Origin of the sequence: Candidatus Spongiihabitans sp. (genome assembly GCF_965237845.1) — a bacterium.
Lineage (GTDB): Bacteria > Pseudomonadota > Gammaproteobacteria > Arenicellales > Poriferihabitantaceae > Spongiihabitans.
In genome coordinates this window covers 993,685-1,014,742 of the sequence record NZ_OZ250154.1, presented here as the reverse complement: position 1 = coordinate 1,014,742, position 21,058 = coordinate 993,685, and the positions used below count along the sequence as shown (strand labels likewise).

The 21,058-nt window shown below is 46.4% G+C and carries 15 protein-coding genes and 2 tRNA genes; 8 read left to right on the top strand and 9 right to left on the bottom strand.

From position 1 onward, the window contains the following. Nucleotides 1-17: 17 nt before the first annotated feature. Both ACPXXB_RS04960 and tyrS read right to left on the bottom strand, forming a co-directional pair. A complete protein-coding gene (locus ACPXXB_RS04960; RefSeq protein WP_423910047.1) occupies nucleotides 18-668 on the bottom strand; it encodes a hypothetical protein in 651 nt (216 codons plus the stop codon). A 46-nt stretch (nucleotides 669-714) separates the two neighbouring features. Beyond that, nucleotides 715-1,929 (bottom strand): tyrosine--tRNA ligase, encoded by a 1,215-nt coding sequence (tyrS, locus tag ACPXXB_RS04955; protein WP_423910044.1) that lies wholly within the window; start codon nucleotides 1,927-1,929, stop codon nucleotides 715-717. A 186-nt stretch (nucleotides 1,930-2,115) separates the two neighbouring features. Between tyrS and ACPXXB_RS04950 the strand changes: the two genes are divergently transcribed. Beyond that, on the top strand, nucleotides 2,116-3,627 hold the full coding sequence (locus tag ACPXXB_RS04950) for a peptidoglycan DD-metalloendopeptidase family protein (protein WP_423910041.1): 1,512 nt from the start codon (nucleotides 2,116-2,118) through the stop codon (nucleotides 3,625-3,627). Between the two features lie 25 nt (nucleotides 3,628-3,652). Continuing rightward, the gene (locus tag ACPXXB_RS04945) at nucleotides 3,653-4,867 is read left to right on the top strand and encodes an anhydro-N-acetylmuramic acid kinase (protein WP_423910039.1); all 1,215 of its coding nucleotides are present in this window, start codon (nucleotides 3,653-3,655) and stop codon (nucleotides 4,865-4,867) included. Between the two features lie 17 nt (nucleotides 4,868-4,884). On the opposite strand, the gene ACPXXB_RS04940 is transcribed toward ACPXXB_RS04945, so the two are convergent. Then, nucleotides 4,885-5,994, bottom strand: coding sequence for a M48 family metallopeptidase (locus tag ACPXXB_RS04940; RefSeq protein ID WP_423910036.1), 1,110 nt, complete (start codon nucleotides 5,992-5,994; stop codon nucleotides 4,885-4,887). A gap of 2 nt (nucleotides 5,995-5,996) precedes the next feature. Next, complete coding sequence (locus ACPXXB_RS04935; RefSeq protein WP_423910033.1) at nucleotides 5,997-7,199, bottom strand: YjgN family protein; 1,203 nt, start codon at nucleotides 7,197-7,199, stop codon at nucleotides 5,997-5,999. Nucleotides 7,200-7,407: 208 nt separating this feature from the next. On the opposite strand from ACPXXB_RS04935, the gene ACPXXB_RS04930 reads away from it, so the two are divergent. The 6 genes from ACPXXB_RS04930 to pyrC all read left to right on the top strand — a co-directional run bounded on the left by ACPXXB_RS04930 (nucleotide 7,408) and on the right by pyrC (nucleotide 15,441). Continuing rightward, on the top strand, nucleotides 7,408-7,794 hold the full coding sequence (locus tag ACPXXB_RS04930) for a RidA family protein (RefSeq protein ID WP_423910030.1): 387 nt from the start codon (nucleotides 7,408-7,410) through the stop codon (nucleotides 7,792-7,794). Between the two features lie 241 nt (nucleotides 7,795-8,035). Next, entirely contained in the window at nucleotides 8,036-10,129 is a 2,094-nt protein-coding gene (gene recG, locus ACPXXB_RS04925) for an ATP-dependent DNA helicase RecG (RefSeq protein ID WP_423910027.1), read from the top strand. Further along, the gene (gene ubiA, locus ACPXXB_RS04920) at nucleotides 10,122-10,991 is read left to right on the top strand and encodes a 4-hydroxybenzoate octaprenyltransferase (RefSeq protein WP_423910024.1); all 870 of its coding nucleotides are present in this window, start codon (nucleotides 10,122-10,124) and stop codon (nucleotides 10,989-10,991) included. Before recG ends, ubiA begins: the two co-directional genes overlap by 8 nt. A gap of 14 nt (nucleotides 10,992-11,005) precedes the next feature. Further along, complete coding sequence (locus tag ACPXXB_RS04915) at nucleotides 11,006-11,536, top strand: NUDIX hydrolase (RefSeq protein ID WP_423910976.1); 531 nt, start codon at nucleotides 11,006-11,008, stop codon at nucleotides 11,534-11,536. A 391-nt stretch (nucleotides 11,537-11,927) separates the two neighbouring features. Further along, nucleotides 11,928-14,174 (top strand): primosomal protein N', encoded by a 2,247-nt coding sequence (locus tag ACPXXB_RS04910; protein ID WP_423910022.1) that lies wholly within the window; start codon nucleotides 11,928-11,930, stop codon nucleotides 14,172-14,174. Between the two features lie 199 nt (nucleotides 14,175-14,373). Next, nucleotides 14,374-15,441, top strand: a complete 1,068-nt coding sequence (pyrC, locus tag ACPXXB_RS04905; protein WP_423910019.1) for a dihydroorotase — start codon at nucleotides 14,374-14,376, stop codon at nucleotides 15,439-15,441. A gap of 82 nt (nucleotides 15,442-15,523) precedes the next feature. Here the strand turns inward: pyrC and ACPXXB_RS04900 are convergent, their stop codons facing one another. The 5 genes from ACPXXB_RS04900 to lon form a co-directional block, all read right to left on the bottom strand. Then, nucleotides 15,524-17,446 (bottom strand): SurA N-terminal domain-containing protein, encoded by a 1,923-nt coding sequence (locus tag ACPXXB_RS04900; RefSeq protein ID WP_423910017.1) that lies wholly within the window; start codon nucleotides 17,444-17,446, stop codon nucleotides 15,524-15,526. Nucleotides 17,447-17,711: 265 nt separating this feature from the next. After that, nucleotides 17,712-17,788: transfer RNA gene (locus ACPXXB_RS04895), tRNA-Asp, on the bottom strand. A gap of 11 nt (nucleotides 17,789-17,799) precedes the next feature. Then, nucleotides 17,800-17,875: transfer RNA gene (locus tag ACPXXB_RS04890), tRNA-Val, on the bottom strand. 13 nt (nucleotides 17,876-17,888) lie between these two features. Further along, nucleotides 17,889-18,161, bottom strand: a complete 273-nt coding sequence (locus tag ACPXXB_RS04885; protein WP_423910014.1) for an HU family DNA-binding protein — start codon at nucleotides 18,159-18,161, stop codon at nucleotides 17,889-17,891. Between the two features lie 407 nt (nucleotides 18,162-18,568). Beyond that, on the bottom strand, nucleotides 18,569-21,007 hold the full coding sequence (gene lon, locus ACPXXB_RS04880; protein ID WP_423910011.1) for an endopeptidase La: 2,439 nt from the start codon (nucleotides 21,005-21,007) through the stop codon (nucleotides 18,569-18,571). Nucleotides 21,008-21,058: the final 51 nt, after the last annotated feature.

The following is a 21,058-nucleotide window of genomic DNA, read 5'->3' as shown; positions in this document are numbered from 1 at the left end:
CCGGTTAAGGTTTGGAATCAAGTTTCAGGAACATCCTGAACAGGCAGGTTTTTGTAACGTCGATATTCATTCCATAGTTTTGCTTTGGCCACCGGGTCGGTTTCCTGGATAGCCGCTTGCCGAAACTGCTTTGCGATAATATCATCATTTTCCTCCGGAGGAATATCCTCTGGCGCTTTGCCGTTGGATAATACTGCATCGCGATTATCCTGAACTGGCTGGTTTGCGGCAGTGGTTTCATCCGCGGCGGTATCGTGAGCGTCCCGTGGCTCTTCAGAGACTGGCATATCGCCCTGAATATCACCGACTGGCACTGACTCCACGTCAGTTTCCGTGCCGATAGTGCTTTCTGCCCCGGTTGCGCTTTCCGTTCCCTCAAGACCTTCGCTAGCTGCACCACTGCCAGCCGCTCCGTTATTCACGGCGGATGCGGCGGATTGGCACGGCTCAGAATTATTGAGTGACTCCAAAAGAGCCTGGTCAAGCAGTGCAATTCTCTCTTCCCGCGCGAGCAACCCGCCGTCCGGCACTTGCAAATCAATTTTCGAGCAGTCCTGCGAGGTTGAGATGTCGGATGTCGTGCTTTGGGCAATGCATTCCGCCGCAACTAATGCCACAACGCTGAATAAAACTGCTTGGTAGAATGTTTGTCCTATTGAATTTTTCATATCAAATCATATGGTTGATGATTATCTCCGGAATGTCTTGTGATGGCTAGTTTCTGGCAAGACGAACTTTAGCAAACTTTCTTTTGCCAATCTGGAAAACATGCTCGGCCCCGGCTTTGATCATCAGCTGGCGATCGCTGATTCTCTCGCCGTCCACCCGCACCGCGCCTTGTTTGATCATGCGATGCGCATCCGAAGTCGATTCCACCAAGTGCGCCTGTTTCAGCAGGTTGGCGATGGGCAGACCGTTCGCCGCCAGCAATTCAACCGCGGGCATATCCTGCGGCATCCCGCCCTTGCTGAACTGCTCGATAAAACCCCGCTTGGCGCGGCTCGCATCGGCGCTTGAATGAAACTGCGCAACGATTTCCTCGGCCAGGGCAAATTTGGCCTCGCGCGGGTTCATGCCTTGAGCGACTTCATTTTTCAATCTGGCGATTTCCTCGCTCGACTTGCAGCTCAGCAGCTCAAAATATCGCCACATCAACTCATCTGAAATCGACATAATCTTGCCGAACATTTCTGCCGGGGTATCTTCGAGAGCAACATAATTGCCCGATGTTTTTGACATTTTTTTAACCCCATCCAATCCCTCCAGCAATGGCATGGTCATCACCACCTGTTGCGGCTGGCCGTACTGCTTCTGCAACTCACGCCCGACTAGCAAATTAAATTTCTGGTCGGTGCCGCCAAGCTCCACATCCGCTTTCAGCGCAACAGAATCGTAGCCCTGAGCCAGTGGATACAGAAATTCGTGAATAGCGATGGGTTGATTGTTATTGAATCGCTTTTTAAAATCATCTCGTTCAAGCATTCTTGCCACGGTGTACCGGGCAGCAAGAGTAACCATGCCTGCGGCACCGAGTTTGTCCATCCATTCGGAATTAAACCGAATTTCGGTTTTGTCTGGGTCCAGAATTTTAAACACCTGATCTTTATAGGTTTCAGCATTGGCCATCACTTGCTCCCGCGTGAGGGGTGGGCGCGTTACATTTGTGCCACTTGGATCACCAATCAGCCCGGTGAAATCACCAATCAGGAAAATCACCTGGTGTCCAAATTCCTGAAATTGTCGCATTTTATTGATTAGAACCGTATGGCCAAGGTGTAAGTCCGGTGCGGTAGGATCAAACCCGGTTTTCACTCGAAGCGGTCGACCGGTTTTGAGTTTTTCCGTTAACACCTGCTCAAGCAGGATTTCATCCGTCCCTCTGGACAATTCGGAGATAATCTCCTGGAAATTATTTGATTTCTCATTCATGGTTAATTTATTAAAACTATTTAATACTTAAATACATAAAGTTACGGTGAAAACTTGTTTGACCTGTGAAGCATTTATGGGTAGAGTACAGCGCGGAAACAAAAGTCAGAATAACTAAAGTGATTCTTGCCGTCCACACAAAGACGCAAATACGTAAAACTCAACGATATCAGGCTCAAATATCTAATGATGACACTTGTGAAGAGATCAACACGACAGCGCAATCTTAAAGACCCGAGTGCCAGCCAGTCAACGATTGGAATGCATCGTGCCAGAATATATCGTGTCGTTTTAGCGTCGTTCGCCACAGTAATGTTATCCGCTATTTATATTTTTACCAACACACCTTCAGCATCTACTGAAAACCTTGCCGAAATTAACGCACAAAACGATTTCCTCGAAATTATCCCAAAATTGAATTTAGCGAAAATTTCGCAACCAAAAACTTCCGAGCCATTAATGTTGGAGTCAATAAGTTCGGAATCAGTTTCCGAGCCGCTCGCCGTTGAACCGTCGAACGAACCCAATCAGACCGACGATGCTGACAATAACAAAATCCGACTAACCGCGCATTTACAGTCGCAGCCATGGATAACAACCAAAGTTCGCAAAGGCGACAGCCTTTCCCAAATATTTAATCGCAATAATCTTGGCGCCAGCGACGCTTACCGACTGACCCAATTGGAAGCCGCTAAATCGCTGCTGAAAATCAAACCGGGTCAGGAAATTAAAATCAAGAAAGGTCAAACGGGCAAGTTAGCACTGTTGCAATATCCGCTAAATACTTTTGATACCCTTACCGTTCAACCGATTGATGATAAATTTGTTGTTGAGATAACAAAACGCGAACCGGAAATTCGACTCAACAATGCCAAAGCCACGATTCAGCAAAATCTTCTTGGCGCCGCCAAAAAATCGAAGATTTCGTTGAATACCATGTATAACTTCATTGCACTGTTTGGCTGGCAGGTTGATTTCACAATGGACCTTCGGGAGGGTGATCAATTTTCCATCATCTACGAGGAACTATACCTCGACAATGAAAAAGTAGGCAACGGGGAAATTATAGCTGCAGAGTTAGTGGTGTCCGGCAAAATTTTACAGGCAATTCGGCATGAAGATGAAGATGGATTTACCAACTACTACGCGCCGGATGGTGGCGGCATAAAGGGAACCTTTTTGAGAACACCGCTTAAATTCGGCCACGTTACCTCTAACTTTAGTAACAACCGCTTGCATCCAATCAAAAAAGTCTGGCGCGCACATAAAGGCGTGGACTACGGCGCTCCACGGGGAACCCCGGTGCTGACAACTGGCGACGGGAAAATCAGGCTCGCGGGGCGTAACGGTGGCTATGGCAAAACCATTGTCATTCAACATGGCGGAAAGTATGAGACCGTGTACGCGCATTTAAGCGGTTATGCAAAGGGCATGGGCTCAGGGGTTCGAGTAAAACAAGGCGAAATTATCGGTTATGTCGGCAGTACCGGGCTGGCAACCGGGCCTCATTTACACTATGAATTCAGAATCCACGGTGTTCACAAGAACCCGATGACAGTAGAACTGCCTAAATCCAACCCCATTCCTGAAAAATACAGCTCGCAGTTTCAGCAAACTGCGGGTATCTGGGTTGCCGAGCTTGAATATTTAAATCGCATATCCCTGGCGCAAAACAGCAGTAGCCCGGACAATCAGTAACCTGGAAAGTCAGGATGTGGGTTAATTGCAACCCACCATCACTCTGAATTGCCCACACTATTCGTCGTTCATACCCACCAAGCAGGAATCCATACGCTGGTATAATGTACCGATGCCCAGAAAAAAACTCCCGGTTTATGCCATTGGCTTAATGTCAGGCACCAGCGTGGATGGGATTGATGGCGTGGTTCTGAAAATTGCTGATAAAGGGGAACTGACGATACATTCGACAGTAAATTTCGACTACCCGAAGGATATCAAGGACAAAATCAGACGGTTAATCGATCGTAAAATCATGGATGCGCAACAATCGGAAAATTTGGATACTGAACTTGCGCAGTACTATGCCGAAGTTGTTTGCGGATTGTTAGAAACCATTGACAGAAAAAATATAGCTGTGATCGGTTGTCATGGCCAAACAATTCATCACAGCCCTGACAGTGATCCCTCATTTTCACTGCAAATCGGCAGCGGTGCGGAACTGGCGCGGCTTGCAAAAATCGCCGTTGTAACAGATTTTAGATCTGCCGATTTAGCGGCCGGCGGACAAGGCGCCCCTTTAGCGCCTGCATTTCACCAAGCCGCGTTTGCCAGCAAAACTGACAATCGTAGCGTGATTAATATCGGTGGAATTTCCAATATCACTTTTTTGCCGGCAGATGACAAAAACGATGTAATGGGATTTGATACCGGGCCCGGAAATACGCTAATGGATTATTGGTGCCGCATTCATTTCGACTGCGATTATGATAATAACGGTGAAATCGCAGAAAGCGGGACAATTCAATTAGACTTCCTTGATATGCTGTTAAAGGACGCCTATTTTGAAATGCCACCGCCCAAAAGCACCGGGCTTGAATATTTTAACGAGCAATGGCTAAAGGAAAAATTAAGCCTATGGGAGGGGCGCGACCACGCTACAAACACTGACATATTGATGACATTGACAGCACTCACCGCCAAAACAATTGCCGATCAATTGAATAAGCTGGAGCCCGAGGCAGCCACCGCCTATGTTTGTGGCGGCGGCGCAAAAAACCGGGTTTTAATCACTTTGCTCAAGCAGCAAACCACAATAATAATCGATACAACTTCAGCCTTGGGAATCGACCCACAGTGGGTTGAAGCGGCGGCATTTGCATGGATGGCACATCGAACGCTGAACCGACTGACATCAACCCTGCCCTCGGTAACCGGCGCTTCAAAACCCACTATAGCCGGTGTTCTAAGCCGTCCTTAGTTCCCGCCCTTTTTCAGCTAATTGTGCTTTTGTCGAAATCGCTTCGAATATTCCAGGACGGTGACAATTCGATCAGATGTGGCAGGATGACTGGAAAAATAATCCAGCACAGATTCATCCTCGGGACTTGCTTGTTTTAATTTTTCATCTTGATCGGAATATTCCTGTTCCATTTTGGGCAGGTTTGGATCAATCTTTTTAAGGACTTCAGCGAAATGGACCGGATCAATTCCTTTTTCGACCATCGCCTGCAATGCGAATAAATCCGCTTCAACTTCATGCTCCCGGGAATAGTGACTATGCAGCATGAATGTGGGTAAGGCAACAAACATTTCCCCTAACCCGGACGGCTCCCCAGCAATCATGGCTACAACAAATGACACAATGGAAGATCTAATAATTTGCTGCAATCCATGATTATTGACAACATGCCCCACTTCGTGAAGCAAAACAGCGTCAACCTGGTTTTGATTTTCGATAATCGCAAGCAACTCATCGCTAATGATAATATCCCCTGAAGGCAATGCAAACGCATTGGCGACCCCTAATTTTCTGAAGTGGAGCTTAAATTCAGCCGCCTGATTTTTCTTCAGGCTCTGGGTTAATGCGTAAAAATGCGTTTCCAGATCTCCTTGCCTGTCTGCAGAAATTTGGCTGGATTCAAAAAATAATTTGTCGAGTACCGACATAGTATGCGATGAAACTTTCTTAACCACACCATCCGGCACAGTGCGAGCCAATGCCTGGCTCGACCAGGGCAATCCCCAATTAACTCCTGCAAAACTAATCAAAATCACTGTAACCAGCGAGGAAACAATCCAGCGCCATTTCGATTCTATTTCATGTAACACGGCACCAAACTTACCCTCCGTTCCACTGAGATTAATCCATTGATCTATTTTATCGTTATTTTGCGTTTCAAATATTGAATGGTCGTTGAATGTTATCCTGCGCGGAATATTTCCGACGCGCTGACTTGTTTTCAACTCGGAGACAAATCCCGTGATTGGCCGAACGTTTTGGTTTGCATCGTCCATTTGAAGCAGATATTTATTCTTATCAAGAAGCAAAGTCGCGTTGCGACGTTCCGAGCTTCCAGCAGGATACCAGATGCCGCAGATTTCCATGCCTAAATACCTAAATCCAGATTCAGATCGAAGGCTTGGCCGATTTCTTCGCCCAAGGCAGACTGCTGTGATTGTATTTGCGTAACAAACCCATCCAAACTATCTTTGGCGGTTAAGCCGATCGTTTCCAGCTTGTAGCGAATCAGTCGAGTTACTGTCCAGGGGTAAGCCAACCCCAGGGTGAACACCAACATAAAAAAGTTTGTGGTAAATATCTTAAATAATTTCCACGCACGCAATCTGGAACTCAGCGATATGCCAGAACCCAATGTGAGCGTCCCATATGCATAATTTCTAACTCTGGATTGCAGGTAGGCTTTGCCGACAAAAGCGACATGAAATATCACCACTATTAAAAGAACACTGAATATTAGTGCGAACCTTGGCGATGCCATATAATTCGTGATTTTCTCAAAATCAACCAAATTCGAACCAAAAATCGCAATAAGGACACCGATTGAACCGAGCAGAATCGTGATCAATATTCCTAAACCTGTTAACTTCAAATAGATAATATAAAATCTCGATGGCTCCAGCCTTGCCTGAAATATCCCTTGCCCATAACGATGGTGATTAAAATAATAACTCATCAATTTTTGCTGAATGTAAGGCCCAAGCAGATATATGGCAAAAACCGCTGAACCAAAAACTGCCGCGCTGGCGGTAGGGTCGGCTATAAGACTGACACTCCCGGAGGATAGATAGTTCAGGCCAACCATTGCGCTTGCTATTAACAGTGGCAATAACGGCAGCAAAAGCAAATAAATGTAAAGTTTGGATACTTCTCCTATGAAAGCGAATCTCACGTTTCGGTAGCTCGCCATCCGTGCGTTGAATACTGTTGACCGCCAAATCACCCAGGGCGCAACCAGTGCAAGGACTACAAATATGAATAGTTGAGCGGTTGGGAAGAATTGATCACTGAGTAACACAGCCACAAAAATAGTCACTGCAATTAATCGACCTTTGAGTATCATTATCGGGGTAGCGTGATATTCAAACACCGATCCATCAAGTTCGGTATTGCCGTAAAAATAACGCTTGGTTCTAACCTTGGCCCAAGCCGAGTAAATCCCTAAGGTAATAATACTGAGCATCAAGTTCACAATCCAAATCTTGAAATATTCACTTCCTGATCCATTGAAAATTACATTAATCGATTGCCGAGAATCGAGGGCTTGTTGCAGAGGATTTTTTTCATTCATAACTTTTTGCTTTTATGTCGCAACGTAATGCCATAAGCCTGATCTTCAAAACAAAGATTATTATATCAATAATCACGATTCGAATAATCAGGGAAGTTTGAATTTTTCCGCCTGAAACAGCAACCATCATCGCATAGCAAACCTCATGACAAAGCCAATCAGTTTTATGGTTTAATCAAGCTTGCCTAAATATCAGAGTCAACAAATCATGAGCACAAAAACGATCATCAGTACAGAAAATGCGCCTGCTGCCATCGGGCCTTATTCACAGGCAGTCAAGGTTGGAAATACGGTCTATATTTCAGGACAAATTCCGCTCGACCCGAAGACCATGGAGGTCGTGGGTGGATCTTTTGAAGCGGCTGCACACCAGGTTTTTCAAAACCTTGCGGCTGTTGCCAATGCTTCTGGAGGCGATTTAACCGATGCGGTCAAACTGAATATATCATTGACCGATCTTGGAAATTTCGTTGCCGTGAATGAGGTAATGATGCACTATTTTACCGAGCCTTATCCGGCCCGCGCCGCGGTCGGTGTTGCATCGCTGCCCAAAGGCGTTGCCGTAGAAGTTGAAGCGATTCTGGTTATTGCCTAGCTGGAAATTGCCTGGTTGGAAATTGCCTGGTTGGAAATTGCCTGGTTGGAAATTGATTGACTGGAATTGACCAGATTCCATCACCATACTATTTGTGATTGGGTATTACCCGATACAACCTTGATTAGGACTACAAAATAAATTTACTCTTTGCATAGTATTCTTAAGATAGGGCACGAGTATGCCCTTCGTGTGGTGCTAGTGGCTGGTATATGCTCGTGCCCGATCCTCTAGAATCTACATGACTCGAGGTGCACTCATTACCAGTTCCACAAAACATTCCCTGCAAAATCTTTCCGGCGTCGGTCCGCAACTTGCCGCCAAACTGGAAAAAATCGGTATATTGATACCGGAAGATTTGTTATTCCATCTACCCCTAAGGTATCAAGATAGAACAAAACTTACCCCGATTGCCGATCTACGGGCCGGGGTTGAGGCGGTTATCGTCGGGCAAATTGATGCGGCGGATGTGCGATTTGGTCGGCGGCGTAGTTTGATTGTCAGCGTCAGCGACCAATCCAGCGTCATCGTAGTACGATTTTTTCACTTCACCAAAAACCAGCAACTGAGTTTTAAGCCGGGGGCCTGGATTCAGTGTTTTGGCGAAGTTCGCAGAGGACCGAAATCCCTTGAAATGGTTCACCCGCAATACAAAATATTTCAACAGCAACCGAAACCCACGCTGCAGAAATCACTAACGGCGGTTTATCCAAGCACCAAAGGCGTCGGTCCTGCTGCCATTCGGAAATTGGTGGATCAAGCGCTCGATCGGCATTTAGATAATTTACAGGAAATATTACCGGCGGCGCTGCAAAATGAATTTGGATTGATGCCGCTTAGCCAGGCGCTTTTAACCGCTCACCGCCCTCGACCTGACGCCAATACCGTTGCGCTGCTGAATGGCGCCCATGTTGCCCAGCAACGTCTCGCATTGGAAGAACTATTGGCCCACCATCTTGCCTTAAACCAGTTGCGCCAAAAACGATACCGGGAATTCGCGCCAAAAATTGTAACCTGCGGGCGATCATGGAATAGGCTGATTAAAGATTTAAACTTCGACCTGACGGTTGCACAACACCGGGTGATCAAAGCGCTTTTTAGCGATATGTCCAAGGGTCAACCGATGTTGCGATTGGTTCAAGGTGATGTGGGTTCGGGAAAAACCGTGGTCGCTGCCGCAGCGGCATTACACGCAATTGATAATGGATTTCAAGTAGCACTGATGGCGCCTACGGAACTACTCGCCGAACAACATCGCAAAACATTCCATGTCTGGTTCGATAAACTGGGAATAGAAATAGAATGGCTCACTGGAAAACTTACCACGGCAAACCGACGAAATGCTATTGCACGAATCGCGTCTGGCCAAGCAAAAATGATTATCGGAACCCACGCTTTGTTTCAGACGCAAGTCGAATTCAACCGCCTGGGACTGATGATTATCGACGAGCAACATCGGTTTGGCGTGGATCAGAGATTGGCGTTGCGCAGCAAAGGCAATCTTGAAAATGCCGTACCCCACCAGATCATCATGAGCGCGACGCCAATACCGCGATCCCTGGCAATGATATTCTATGCAGACTTGGACGTATCCAGCATTGATGAATTACCGCCTGGACGGAAAAGTGTACACACTGTGGCATTGCCCAGCACACGTCGGCAAGAAGTTGCCAGCCGAATCCGCTCGGTGTGCCAATCCGGTCAACAAGCATACTGGGTTTGCCCGCTAATAGAAGAATCGGAAAAATTGCAGGCGCAAGCCGCTACCGAGACCCATGCCATTCTGAAAACGCTGCTGCCCGAGCTGGAAGTTGAATTAATCCACGGTCGTCTAAACAGCAAAGATAAGGAATCCATCATGCAACGCTTTAGCGACGGAGATATTGACTTGCTGGTATCAACCACAGTAATAGAGGTCGGCGTCGATGTGGCCAATGCCAGTTTAATGATAATCGAAAATGCCGAGCGTCTGGGTCTGGCCCAATTACACCAATTGCGTGGCCGGGTCGGTCGAGGCGTCGATCAGGCCGCTTGCGTATTAATGTATCAACCGCCTCTCGGTACTTTGGCAAAGGAGAGATTAGGAATTTTGCGCGACACTAATGATGGCTTTAAAATCGCACAAAAAGATTTAGAACAAAGGGGGCCGGGGGATCTGTTGGGAACCCGTCAAACCGGATTACAACAATTACGAATCGCCGATTTGGCGCGGGATAAAAGCCTGCTCCCGAAAATCGAAAAAATTGCCGGAAAATTGCAACAAGACTACCCGCATCTCATTCAACCATTAGTGGAACGATGGATTGTGAACAGCGATCAATATGCCAATGTCTAAAATTTATCCCTATATTCAGCTTATGCGACTGCACCGCCCAATTGGTACATTTCTGTTGCTATGGCCCACCTTGTGGGCGTTATGGCTGGCTGGGAAAGGACAACCCAATCCGACCATCGTCGTGATTTTTATTCTGGGGACTATGGTCATGCGCGCTGCCGGCTGTGTCATTAACGACTATGCGGACCGAAATCTGGATCCTCATGTGGCACGCACCAAAAATCGCCCGCTTGCGCGTGGTATGCTGACCTCCAGGCAGGCAATGGTGTTATTTGCGCTGTTGATTTGTAGCGCGCTGGTTTTGGTTTTGCAGCTGAATCCATTGACAATCTTGCTCTCGATTGTGGCCGCGTTACTGGCTATACTGTATCCATTTACCAAGCGGTTCACTCACTGGCCCCAGTGTATTTTAGGGCTGGCCTTTTCCATGGGTATCCCTATGTCCTACGCCGCACTCACGAACTCCATTGCCGTTGAAGCCTGGATATTGTTGGCCGCAAATTTCCTGTGGATTGTTGCCTACGATACCCAATACGCCATGGTGGACCGGGACGATGATCTGTTGATCGGCATTAAATCCACTGCAATTTTGTTTGGCCGATTCGACAATCTGGCAGTCGGCATGCTGCACACCGCGACGGTTTCAATATTAACGGTCGTTGGTTGGATGAACGGGCTGACCTGGCATTTTTATCTCGGATTGGCTTTGGCGGCAGGATTAGCGATATACCAACAATATCTTTGCAAGGACCGGGTTCGGGAAAATTGTTTGCGCGCATTTCTCAATAATAACTGGATCGGTGCAGTGGTATTTTTCGGAATAGTGTTAGGATTGGACCAATCCAACATTCTTTCGCAATGACCGACATTAACGCCATAAAATTCTGTACCCACTGCGGCGGTCAAGTAACGCTGACAATTCCAGCGGGAGACAATCGGCAACGCCATGTTTGCACTCACTGCGGTGAAATTCAGTATCAGAATCCTAAAATTGTCACGGGTTGCATCCCGATTTGGGAGGAGCGCTTATTATTGTGCAAACGGGCAATCGAACCCCGAAAGGGCTACTGGACCATACCTGCCGGATTTCTCGAGAACGGGGAATCCATTGAACAAGGCGCGGCCCGGGAAACCCGTGAAGAAGCCCGCGCTGAAGTTGTCGACCAGCATTTGTACCAAATTTATAATATCCCGCGTATTGGCCAGGTCTATACCTTGTTTCGCGGCCAGCTGCGAGGCCCTGAGGACTTTGGTGTGGGGGAAGAAAGCCTTGAAGTCAAATTAGTTGAGGAAAAAGATATTCCATGGAACGAAATTGCCTTCAAAGTGATTCACTGTACTTTGTTGCGGTTTTTGTCAGAACGCCGTACCGGAGATTTCAATTTTATGGTTGACAGTATTCACTAGCCGGAGATTGCAGCAGTATGGTGAGAGGTCGCCGCGGTCCGATATTCGGATTGGATGTCAAAATTTATTTTTGAGAATTTTTTAACTTCACGAAAATTAGAAATGCTAAGTAATTGATTACACGTTAATTGTATTTGTAAATTTTCAAAAGCCCACCACCATCACAATCGCACTGGCAGTAAGTTATTCACAGACCGGAATGCGATTCATGATGAAAGTTCAATTTAGCTTATTTGCTTACTCAACAGATTTAAAATGGGAATATAACTAATTGTTTTATATGAATTATTCTGAATTTATCGCATTTTTCAGAAATCATCGCCTATCGCCATGAAAACCCTTTGCAGAGGCCAGTTTCCGCCATTTATACACAAAGTTATCCACAGAATCTGTGAGTAATTCAGCTCGGCTATTTCACGTCCAGGTCGCCATACCGGTGCCGGTCAGGCAGGCTTACGACTATATCGCCCCCCGGCAACTCGAACCTGGCATTCGGGTTGTCGTCCCATTCGGAAGACGAAAGTTAATTGGAATCATTGTTTCCAATCACCGACCTTCAGCCGATTTCACACCGGCTTTCACGATTCGGCCGGTCGAACAAGTGTTAGACCAGGAATGTTCCATCGGGGATAACATGCTGGAACTGTTGCACTGGGCAGCTGGGTACTACCATCACCCGATCGGCAAAGTCCTCAATGCTGCCCTGCCTGCAAGGCTGCGTATCGCGAAACCGCTGGAAAATCCGGTAACGGAAACGGTATATCGGAGCTTGCCGGGCCTTGATCACGCAACCACAGACAAGTCTCTGGCCCGGGCTCACCGGCAACGCGCGCTGTTTGAGCTGGTTTGCTCTCATGACTGGATTTCAGCGAAACAGATTAAATCATTATCCAGAGATAGCAGCTGCCCTATTCGTGGACTTCATATTCGTGGGCTATTGACCTCGTTACTCGACAAGGGCTTTATAGAAAGCCGAATACACACCCCAATTACGCTGAGTCCGGGACCTAAACCGTTTCAGGACAGTTTGACCGAACAGCAACAACTGGCAATAACTGCCGTTGCTTCATTGTTTGGAAAATTTAAATCCTTTGTCCTGCATGGCATTACCGGAAGCGGAAAAACCGAGGTTTACCTGCATATTACCGAAATTTGCATTACTCAAGGTCGCCAGGCTCTGGTGTTGGTACCGGAAATCGCCCTTACCCCCCAGTTGGTAGAGCGATTTACCGAACGGTTTGGCCATGGCGTATGCGTGATTCATTCAAGCATAACCGATCAACAACGCTATCGAACATGGTGGAAAGCCAGAGCCGGAAACGCGACCGTAGTCCTCGGAACCCGTTCGGCCGTTTTTACCCCGATGAAAAACCCAGGGTTGATAATTGTCGATGAAGAACATGACATTTCATACAAACAGCAAGACGGATTCCGCTACCATGCGCGCGACTTGGCGATAAAACGCGCCAGTCTTGAAGGCGTGCCCATTGTTCTTGGGTCTGCTACTCCCTCAATGGAATCAATGAACAATGTGGCATCAGGCCGCCATCAATTGCTGACCCTGAGCCACCGCATCGGTGCAGCTGAATTGCCCAAGGTGGAGTTGGTGGATTTAAAAATATTCCCGCTTCATGAAGGCATCTCCTCACCGCTTCTTGAAGCGATTAGTCGCGGCCTGGATCGACAACAACAGACCATTTTATACATAAACCGCAGAGGTTTTGCCCCGATAGTCCAATGTCGCGCTTGTGCTTGGCAGGCAAACTGCGATCGCTGCGATGCCTTCCTGACGTTCCACAAAAAGACCAACACATTTCGCTGTCATCACTGTAGCAAAATTACCAACGCTCAGTCGAATTGCCTCCAATGTGAGCAGACACTTTTTTATACGGGAATAGGGACTCAAAGAATTGAAAAAACGCTAATCGAACAATTTCCCCAGGCCCGGATCAGTCGATTTGACCGCGACCAAATCAATACCCAAAAAAAACTTGAGCGCACATTGAAACAAATAAATGATGGCAAGGTCGATATCGTGATTGGCACTCAACTAATTTCCAAGGGGCACGATTTTCCCGGGGTCACTCTGGTGGGTGTAATCGATCCCGATCAAGGGTTGTACAGCGTAGATTTTCGTGCGCCTGAATATCTTTTCCAGCAACTCGTACAAGTGGCTGGCCGCGCCGGTCGTAGCAAAACCCCAAGCCGGGTAATTATTCAAACCGCTCACCCGGAAAACCCTTATTTGCATTTAATTCGGGATTATAATTTTGATCAGTTTTACCGCTGCTGCACCGAGGAACGCGAATTGGTGAAGCTGCCTCCATTTGGTCATATCGCTCTGTGGCGAGCTGAATCGACCAATGACAAAGCGGGTCTGCAATTCCTTCAATTTGTCAGTCAGACTGGGCGCAAAATCCTGACTGGCAAACGAATCAAGGGAATAGTGGTGATGGACCCCATAAGTTCGCCGATGGAAAAACTCGCAGGAAAATTTCGCGCTCAATTATTGATTAAAGCAGACCAAAGAAAATCGCTGCACGAATTACTTGCCCATTGGTTAAAGGAAATCGAAAACTCACCCGCAAGCCGCAAGGTGCGCTGGTCTATTGATATCGACCCCATGGAAATGTTTTGAGTGGGTTCGACTATATAGCACGGAAATTGCATAGCCCAATTCATCTGGCTGATTTTGAAGGAAATCCAACAAGAAATGCAAAAGAGCTGTTTGGATTGCTGTTATTGGATGTTCTTGTTCTGATAACGCCAGGATGGCATTATTTAGCGTCTCGTTAAGATATCTGCACCATAACCCAATATGCCCAAAACTTAACACCATGACTATCACGATTACCCAGCCTGATGATTGGCATGTCCATGTCCGTGACGGCGAAATGCTGGCGCGGGTGATTCCCTATACCGCCGCGCAATTTGGGCGAGCGCTGATCATGCCCAATCTCGATCCACCCGTCAGTACCGTACAACAAGCCCTTGAATACCGTAAAACCATCTTGTCTGCATTGCCTGAGGGCGCATCGTTTGACCCAAAAATGAGTCTTTATCTGACTGATGACACCACCGAAGCCGAGGTTGAAGCAGCCGCGCAATGTGAACATATATTGGGATTCAAATTGTATCCCGCCGGCGCCACAACGAATTCGTCATCTGGCGTAACAAGAGTAAGTAGTATGATGAATGTGTTTGAATCCATGGCCCGGCATAGTGTGGTCTTACAGGTTCACGGTGAGGTAACCGATCCTCATGTGGATATATTTGATCGGGAATCGGTATTCATAGATCAAATTCTATTTCCACTGCATCATGAATTACCGGATCTTGGATTGGTATTGGAACATGTTACAACTAGCCAAGGCGTGGACTTTGTTAAAGCCACCAATCCTTTTGTTGCGGGCACTATTACGCCGCACCATTTAATGTACAACCGTAATGAAATGTTTCGCGACGGGATACGTCCACATAATTATTGTTTGCCTGTACTAAAACGGGAACCTCATCGCCAGTCTCTGGTTGCCGCTGCAACCAGCGGTGATCCATCGTTTTTTCTGGGTACTGACAGCGCGCCTCATATCCGAAGCAACAAACAAAGCGCGTGCGGCTGTGCCGGCATATTTTCGGCTCACGCGGCGATAGAATTTTATGCCGAGGTTTTTGCAGGATTGGAATGTATTGACAAACTTGAAAACTTTGCCAGCCATTTTGGCGCTGATTTCTACAAGCTTGAGAGAAATCCGAGGAAAATCACGCTCAACAATAAAACAAAGCATATTCCAGCAAGTATCAGGAAATATCAGGGTGCCGATGCCGAAGCCAGTGATGATGACATAATACCCCTAATGGCCGGCGAAACCCTTGCCTGGTCATTGAGCGGTACTCCAGATCAATAACTTTTGCGGGTTTCCCTGCCCACATGCGTTCAAACCCTCATGCAGTTTCCGGGCCAAAGTTGTTGTTATTGAGTCGTTGTTACTAAAGTTGTTGTTCCGAAATCGTGATGTCAGCGTTTTTTCTAAGCAACGCCCTGAATTGATTAAACATTCCAAAGCCGTCTCGATCTAACAATTGTTGCTGCACCATAGTGCGTTGCGAATCATCCACGGAGGCTAATTCACCCTGCTCGACCTTTTCAAGAGAAACCAGCACGTAGTCGCCATTATCAAGCACCAATCCACCAAACCGAACCTCGCCTTGTTTTGGCGCAGACAGTGCAAACACGACATCCCCTAACATAGCCAAGTGCGCAGGGATTTCGGATTTCTTATTCGCCAGCGTTAAAGCATCCAGATTTTGTTGCTCAATAAAACGCTCCCAACTTGCCTTGTTCTGAACAGACGATTCCAGAGAGGTTAATAAATCCGAACCTATTTGCAGCACTTTAGCCTGAGATTTTTCAGATTTTATGGTCGCAATAATTTCGCCTCTAACAGACTCAATACTCTTCGGACGGGCCGCTTTATATTCAGATTTTTGCACCGCAACCAACTTGTCAAACCCAATTTCGATGGCCGGACTGACCAAATTTTCGTTCAGCACGTCTTCGGCAAATGCGGCCCGCCTGACCGTTGCGTCTTCGGCTACTCCACTGCCCTGAGACACCGTAAACCAATCGCTGGATTGAATTGGCAAATCCATTTCGTCCGCCGCAGTGGTTAAATTATCAGGATCTTCAAACACCAAATTTTTGAATGATTCCGCAAGCTCGGCAAACAAATTCTCGGCTTGAAATTTCACTGCGTCCTGTAAAATCTGATCCCGCACCTGGTCAAGGGTTTGTTGGCGTTCAGCGGATAATGACGTTAATTTGATAATGTGATACCCGAACTGCGATTCGATCGGGCCTTGGATTTCCCCCTCGCGCATTGCAAAAACCGCATCTTCAAATGGTTTGACCATTTGCCCTCTTGCAACCACTCCCAAGTCTCCGCCATTTTGACTGGATCCTGGATCATCAGAGTACTGTTCTGCCAGGGCTGCAAAATCTTCGCCATCGTTAGCTTGATTCAGGATATCGCCAGCTAATTCAAACCTGCTCTGCTTCTGATCTTCGCTGGCTGATTGATCCACACTAATCAAAATATGGCTGGCTTTACGGCTTTCGGCTTGTTTGTATCGACCTTTTGTTTCCTCGTATAGCGCGTTGATTTCTTCTTCGCTTGGCGCGATGGAGTCTGACAACGACGCAACAGAGAGTTCAATATAATCCACTTTTATTCTGGATTCAGTTTGATAGCGATCACTATTTTTCTCATAATATCCCTGGATATCGGCATCGTCTATATCAAATTCCTCCTCAAATTTGTTTGCTTTTAATACGGCATATTGTGTGCTTCGGCTTTGCTCGTTGAGCACCAACAGTTGATCGCGCTCCATTTCGGTGAAAAAGGACGAATCGGCGACCCCTTCTCGTAGCTGGTTGATTGCCGCATTTTGTCTTTGCGATTGCTCAAAGCCCTGAGCAGACAATCTATTAGCATTCAATAGTTCCAGATACCGTGTTTGACTAAACTTGCCGTCTTCAAGAAACGCCGGGAATGTTCGAATTATTTCTTTTAACTGGTCATCGGAAATACGAAAATTTTGATCGATGGTAAATTGTGTCAAAAGTTGATTGTTTACCAAATTTTCGAGCACCCGACTCTTGACACCCAAATTATCCAATGATGCCGGGTCAAAATCACCGCCAAGGCGATCAATCAGGGCTTGTCGTTGCGCTGAAAGTTCTTGCTGATAAGTGTAATTGGAAATCTCTGTGCCATTTACTGTGGCCACGGGAATTTCATTTGCGCCCTGAAAATAGGAGTTAATTCCCCATAGCGCAAAAGGGATGGTGATCAGGATTACAATTACCCAGGCAATCCAGCCTGTTGCACGTTCACGTATTGCGGTCAGCATTGGTGTTCCCCGAAAGTCATCTCAATATATCGTTCAATAAAAACTAAACCCGCTTTGGCGTAACGATGCAACCTGTTAGAGGTCGCTCATTGACATCCTGTCATCGCGACATTTGAACTTCCTGTTCATCACCTACAGGCGTAATTACCGAGGAGCAGTTATTTGCCCTTACCGCCATGTAAATCGCCGCTCTTGCGCGTCCCTGCGCCCGCGGCATACATTCTCCATATAAATAAGCGGGACCTTAGGTCCAGCTTATTTATTCTGGCGGAGCGGACGGGACTCGAACCCGCGACCCCCGGCGTGACAGGCCGGTATTCTAACCAACTGAACTACCGCTCCTGAAGAAACAATGGTGGGCGCTGCAGGGATCGAACCTGCGACCCTCGCCTTGTAAGGGCGATGCTCTACCCGCTGAGCTAAGCGCCCAGGAAAAGGCGCACTAGTTTAGGGCCTCCTTAAGCCCTTTTCCTGCTTTGAATTTTGCTACGCGGGATGCGGCAATTTGAATGGTTTCTCCGGTGCGTGGATTGCGTCCGGTTCGAGCCGCTCTGTCAGAAACAGAGAATGTGCCAAAGCCAATTAGAGATACAGAATCTCCACGTGACATCGCACCTTCGATAGCCTCAAAAACAGCATCCACGGCCTTTCCCGCACTCGATTTATTAAGGTTTGCGCTTGCTACTACTGCTTCGGTTAAGTCTGATTTATTCATATTTTGGTTTCCTCGTTAACTTAGAGTTTAAAATTATAAACAGTTTATGTGGGACATCGAAACACTTCACCGAAATCTCACTGATTGTCGCGATCTTTATTTATTGTATATGGCAATTTATGAGTAATTTTTTTAGCCGCTTGTGCCTGTACTCACACGCCAGTTTAATCATAATAAAAATCCAACCTGAAAAGCAAATAAAAATAACGGTTTTTCAGTCATAATCAGAGTTTTATTTTCTTGCAATACGGTGAAAAATAATTTCTATATTGGGCAGAAATCACCGTGAACTCAATCCCTATACTATATTGCAGGTAAGTTAATTCTCGTGACTATCTGATTTTTAATGACTCTAAAATTTTTCACCCGCGATGCCAATTTGATAATTTAGTTGGAATAAGTGTCGTTTAGTGTGCCGTCAGACCAGACTGAGCATCATCCGATTTGTTCGGTTTGTTATTATTTGCCGCCTGATCATCGCTGATATCTTTTTCTGCGGCCTGTTTAGGCACCCATTCCAGCGCAAGTTCGATCACTTCGTCTATCCATTTTACCGATTTTATCTCTAAATCCTGCCGAATTTTTTCCGGGATTTCCGGCAAATCACGAATATTCTCATCCGGGATAATAACCCGCTTTATCCCCGCACGATGCGCGGCCAGGAGTTTTTCCTTCAAACCACCAATCGGTAAAACCTCTCCCCGAAGCGTAATTTCTCCTGTCATCGCTACCGTTGACAACGCCGGAATTTCAGTCAATGCCGAAACAATGGCGGTGCACATTCCAATACCTGCACTGGGCCCATCTTTGGGTGTCGCGCCCTCGGGAACATGCACATGGATATCTTCTTTTTCATAGAAATCCTGATCGATGCCCCATCGGCGACTACGGCTGCGAACAACACTGATTGCCGCAGTAATGGATTCCTGCATGACCTCCCCCAGCTTACCCGTATAAACGCGCTTTCCCTTGCCAGGCATAACAGCGGCCTCAATAGTAAGCAGCTCTCCACCAAACTCGGTCCAGGCAAGACCCGAAACCTGGCCGGCCTTATTTTCTTTTTCTATTGCGTTTCTGCGAAATCGTTTTACCCCCAGATATTTCTCCAGATATTTTGGTGTGACGTTTACTTTTTCCGACGTTTTATTAAGCAACAACTCTTTCACAACTTTTCGATAAATTTTTGAAATCTCCCTTTCAAGATTTCGAACCCCGGCTTCTCTGGTATAGGATGAGATTATTTCTTTAATGGAAGTGTTGCTTAAACTGACTTCGCTTGCTTTCAAGCCGTTATTCTTTGTTTGTTTGGGGACTAAATAACGGTGCGCAATCTCCAGTTTTTCTTCGTCGGTATATCCAGAAATTCGTATCACTTCCATACGGTCCAACAATGGGATCGGGATGTTTAATGTATTTGCCGTTGTGATAAACATCACCTCAGACAAGTCGTAATCCACTTCCAGGTAGTGATCACCAAATTTATGATTTTGCTCCGGGTCGAGCACTTCCAGTAATGCTGAAGACGGGTCGCCGCGAAAATCCATCGACATCTTATCCACCTCATCAAGCATAAACAACGGGTTTTTTGTTTTTGCCTTGGCCAGGTTTTGAATTATTTTACCCGGCATGGAGCCAATATAAGTTCTGCGATGCCCACGAATTTCTGCTTCGTCACGAACTCCACCCAGAGACATCCGAATGAACTTCCTGTTGGTCGCACGAGCAATGGATTCCCCCAACGATGTCTTGCCGACCCCAGGCGGACCAACCAAACACAGAATGGCGGCCTTAGATTTTTTGACCCGCTTTTGTACCGCTAAATATTCCAATATCCGATCTTTGACCTTTTCCAATCCATAATGATCATCGTCCAATACTTTTTGCGCTTTTGCTATATCTTTGAAAATTCGAGTTCCAGTTTTCCAGGGCAGTGCCAACAACCAGTCGACATAGTTTCGCACAACTGTCGCCTCCGCCGACATTGGCGACATCATCTTCAACTTCTTTAATTCATTCTCGGCTTTCTCCATCGCCTCCTTGGACATTCCTGATTTTGTTATTTTTTTTGCAATTTCATCGTTCTCATTAGTGCCTTCTTCCATGTCCCCCAGCTCATTTTGAATGGCTTTCATTTGCTCATTCAGGTAATACTCGCGCTGGCTCTTCCCCATCTGCTTCTTTACCCGGCTACGAATTCTTTTTTCGACCTGCAACAAATCGATCTCAGAATCGATAACACCAAATATATGTTCAAGTCGCTCATTCGCATCGAACAACTCCAGTATTACCTGTTTTTCTTCATTTTTAAGGTTCAAGTGCGCTACTATCGTATCCGCAACCCGTCCCAAATCTTCTATGCCACTCAGCGAAGTCAAGATTTCTGGCGGAATTTTTGGGTTTAGTTTGACGTAATTTTCAAACTCAGCGGTTACTGTTCGCAGCAAAATATCCGATTCTTTGGAATAAATATTGGTGTCGCTTACCAACTCGACTTCACACATAAAACAATCTTTTGGATTATTGACATCATTGGTATAATGCAAAATCCTTGCTCGCTGCTCCCCTTCGACTAAGACCTTAACCGTGCCATCCGGCATTTTCAGCATTTGTAATATTGAGGCGATGGTACCCGTATTAAAAATGTCATTGACAGTCGGATTATCTTGACTCGCATCTTTTTGGGTTGTCAACAAAACGCCTTTTCCGCTTTTCATAGCGATTTCTAATGCCTTTATAGATTTGGCCCGACCGACAAATAACGGGATAACCATGTGAGGAAACACAACGACATCCCGCAATGGCAAAATGGGCACTTCAAGGAGTTTTGCAGCTTTACGATCAGTCATAACGATAAACGGGACTGTTAACTATCCAAATTAACCAAGCCCAAATCAAAA

What these genes read in the sequence shown, in the direction of transcription:
- pyrC (WP_423910019.1), top strand. Translation starts at nt 14,374, where the DNA reads ATGACTATCACGATTACCCAGCCTGATGATTGGCATGTCCATGTCCGT.
- ACPXXB_RS04940 (WP_423910036.1), bottom strand. Translation starts at nt 5,994, where the DNA reads ATGGAAATCTGCGGCATCTGGTATCCTGCTGGAAGCTCGGAACGTCGC.
- ACPXXB_RS04885 (WP_423910014.1), bottom strand. Translation starts at nt 18,161, where the DNA reads ATGAATAAATCAGACTTAACCGAAGCAGTAGTAGCAAGCGCAAACCTT.
- lon (WP_423910011.1), bottom strand. Translation starts at nt 21,007, where the DNA reads ATGACTGATCGTAAAGCTGCAAAACTCCTTGAAGTGCCCATTTTGCCA.
- recG (WP_423910027.1), top strand. Translation starts at nt 8,036, where the DNA reads ATGACTCGAGGTGCACTCATTACCAGTTCCACAAAACATTCCCTGCAA.
- ACPXXB_RS04900 (WP_423910017.1), bottom strand. Translation starts at nt 17,446, where the DNA reads ATGCTGACCGCAATACGTGAACGTGCAACAGGCTGGATTGCCTGGGTA.
- ACPXXB_RS04935 (WP_423910033.1), bottom strand. Translation starts at nt 7,199, where the DNA reads ATGAATGAAAAAAATCCTCTGCAACAAGCCCTCGATTCTCGGCAATCG.
- ACPXXB_RS04930 (WP_423910030.1), top strand. Translation starts at nt 7,408, where the DNA reads ATGAGCACAAAAACGATCATCAGTACAGAAAATGCGCCTGCTGCCATC.
- ACPXXB_RS04960 (WP_423910047.1), bottom strand. Translation starts at nt 668, where the DNA reads ATGAAAAATTCAATAGGACAAACATTCTACCAAGCAGTTTTATTCAGC.
- ubiA (WP_423910024.1), top strand. Translation starts at nt 10,122, where the DNA reads ATGTCTAAAATTTATCCCTATATTCAGCTTATGCGACTGCACCGCCCA.
- ACPXXB_RS04950 (WP_423910041.1), top strand. Translation starts at nt 2,116, where the DNA reads ATGATGACACTTGTGAAGAGATCAACACGACAGCGCAATCTTAAAGAC.
- tyrS (WP_423910044.1), bottom strand. Translation starts at nt 1,929, where the DNA reads ATGAATGAGAAATCAAATAATTTCCAGGAGATTATCTCCGAATTGTCC.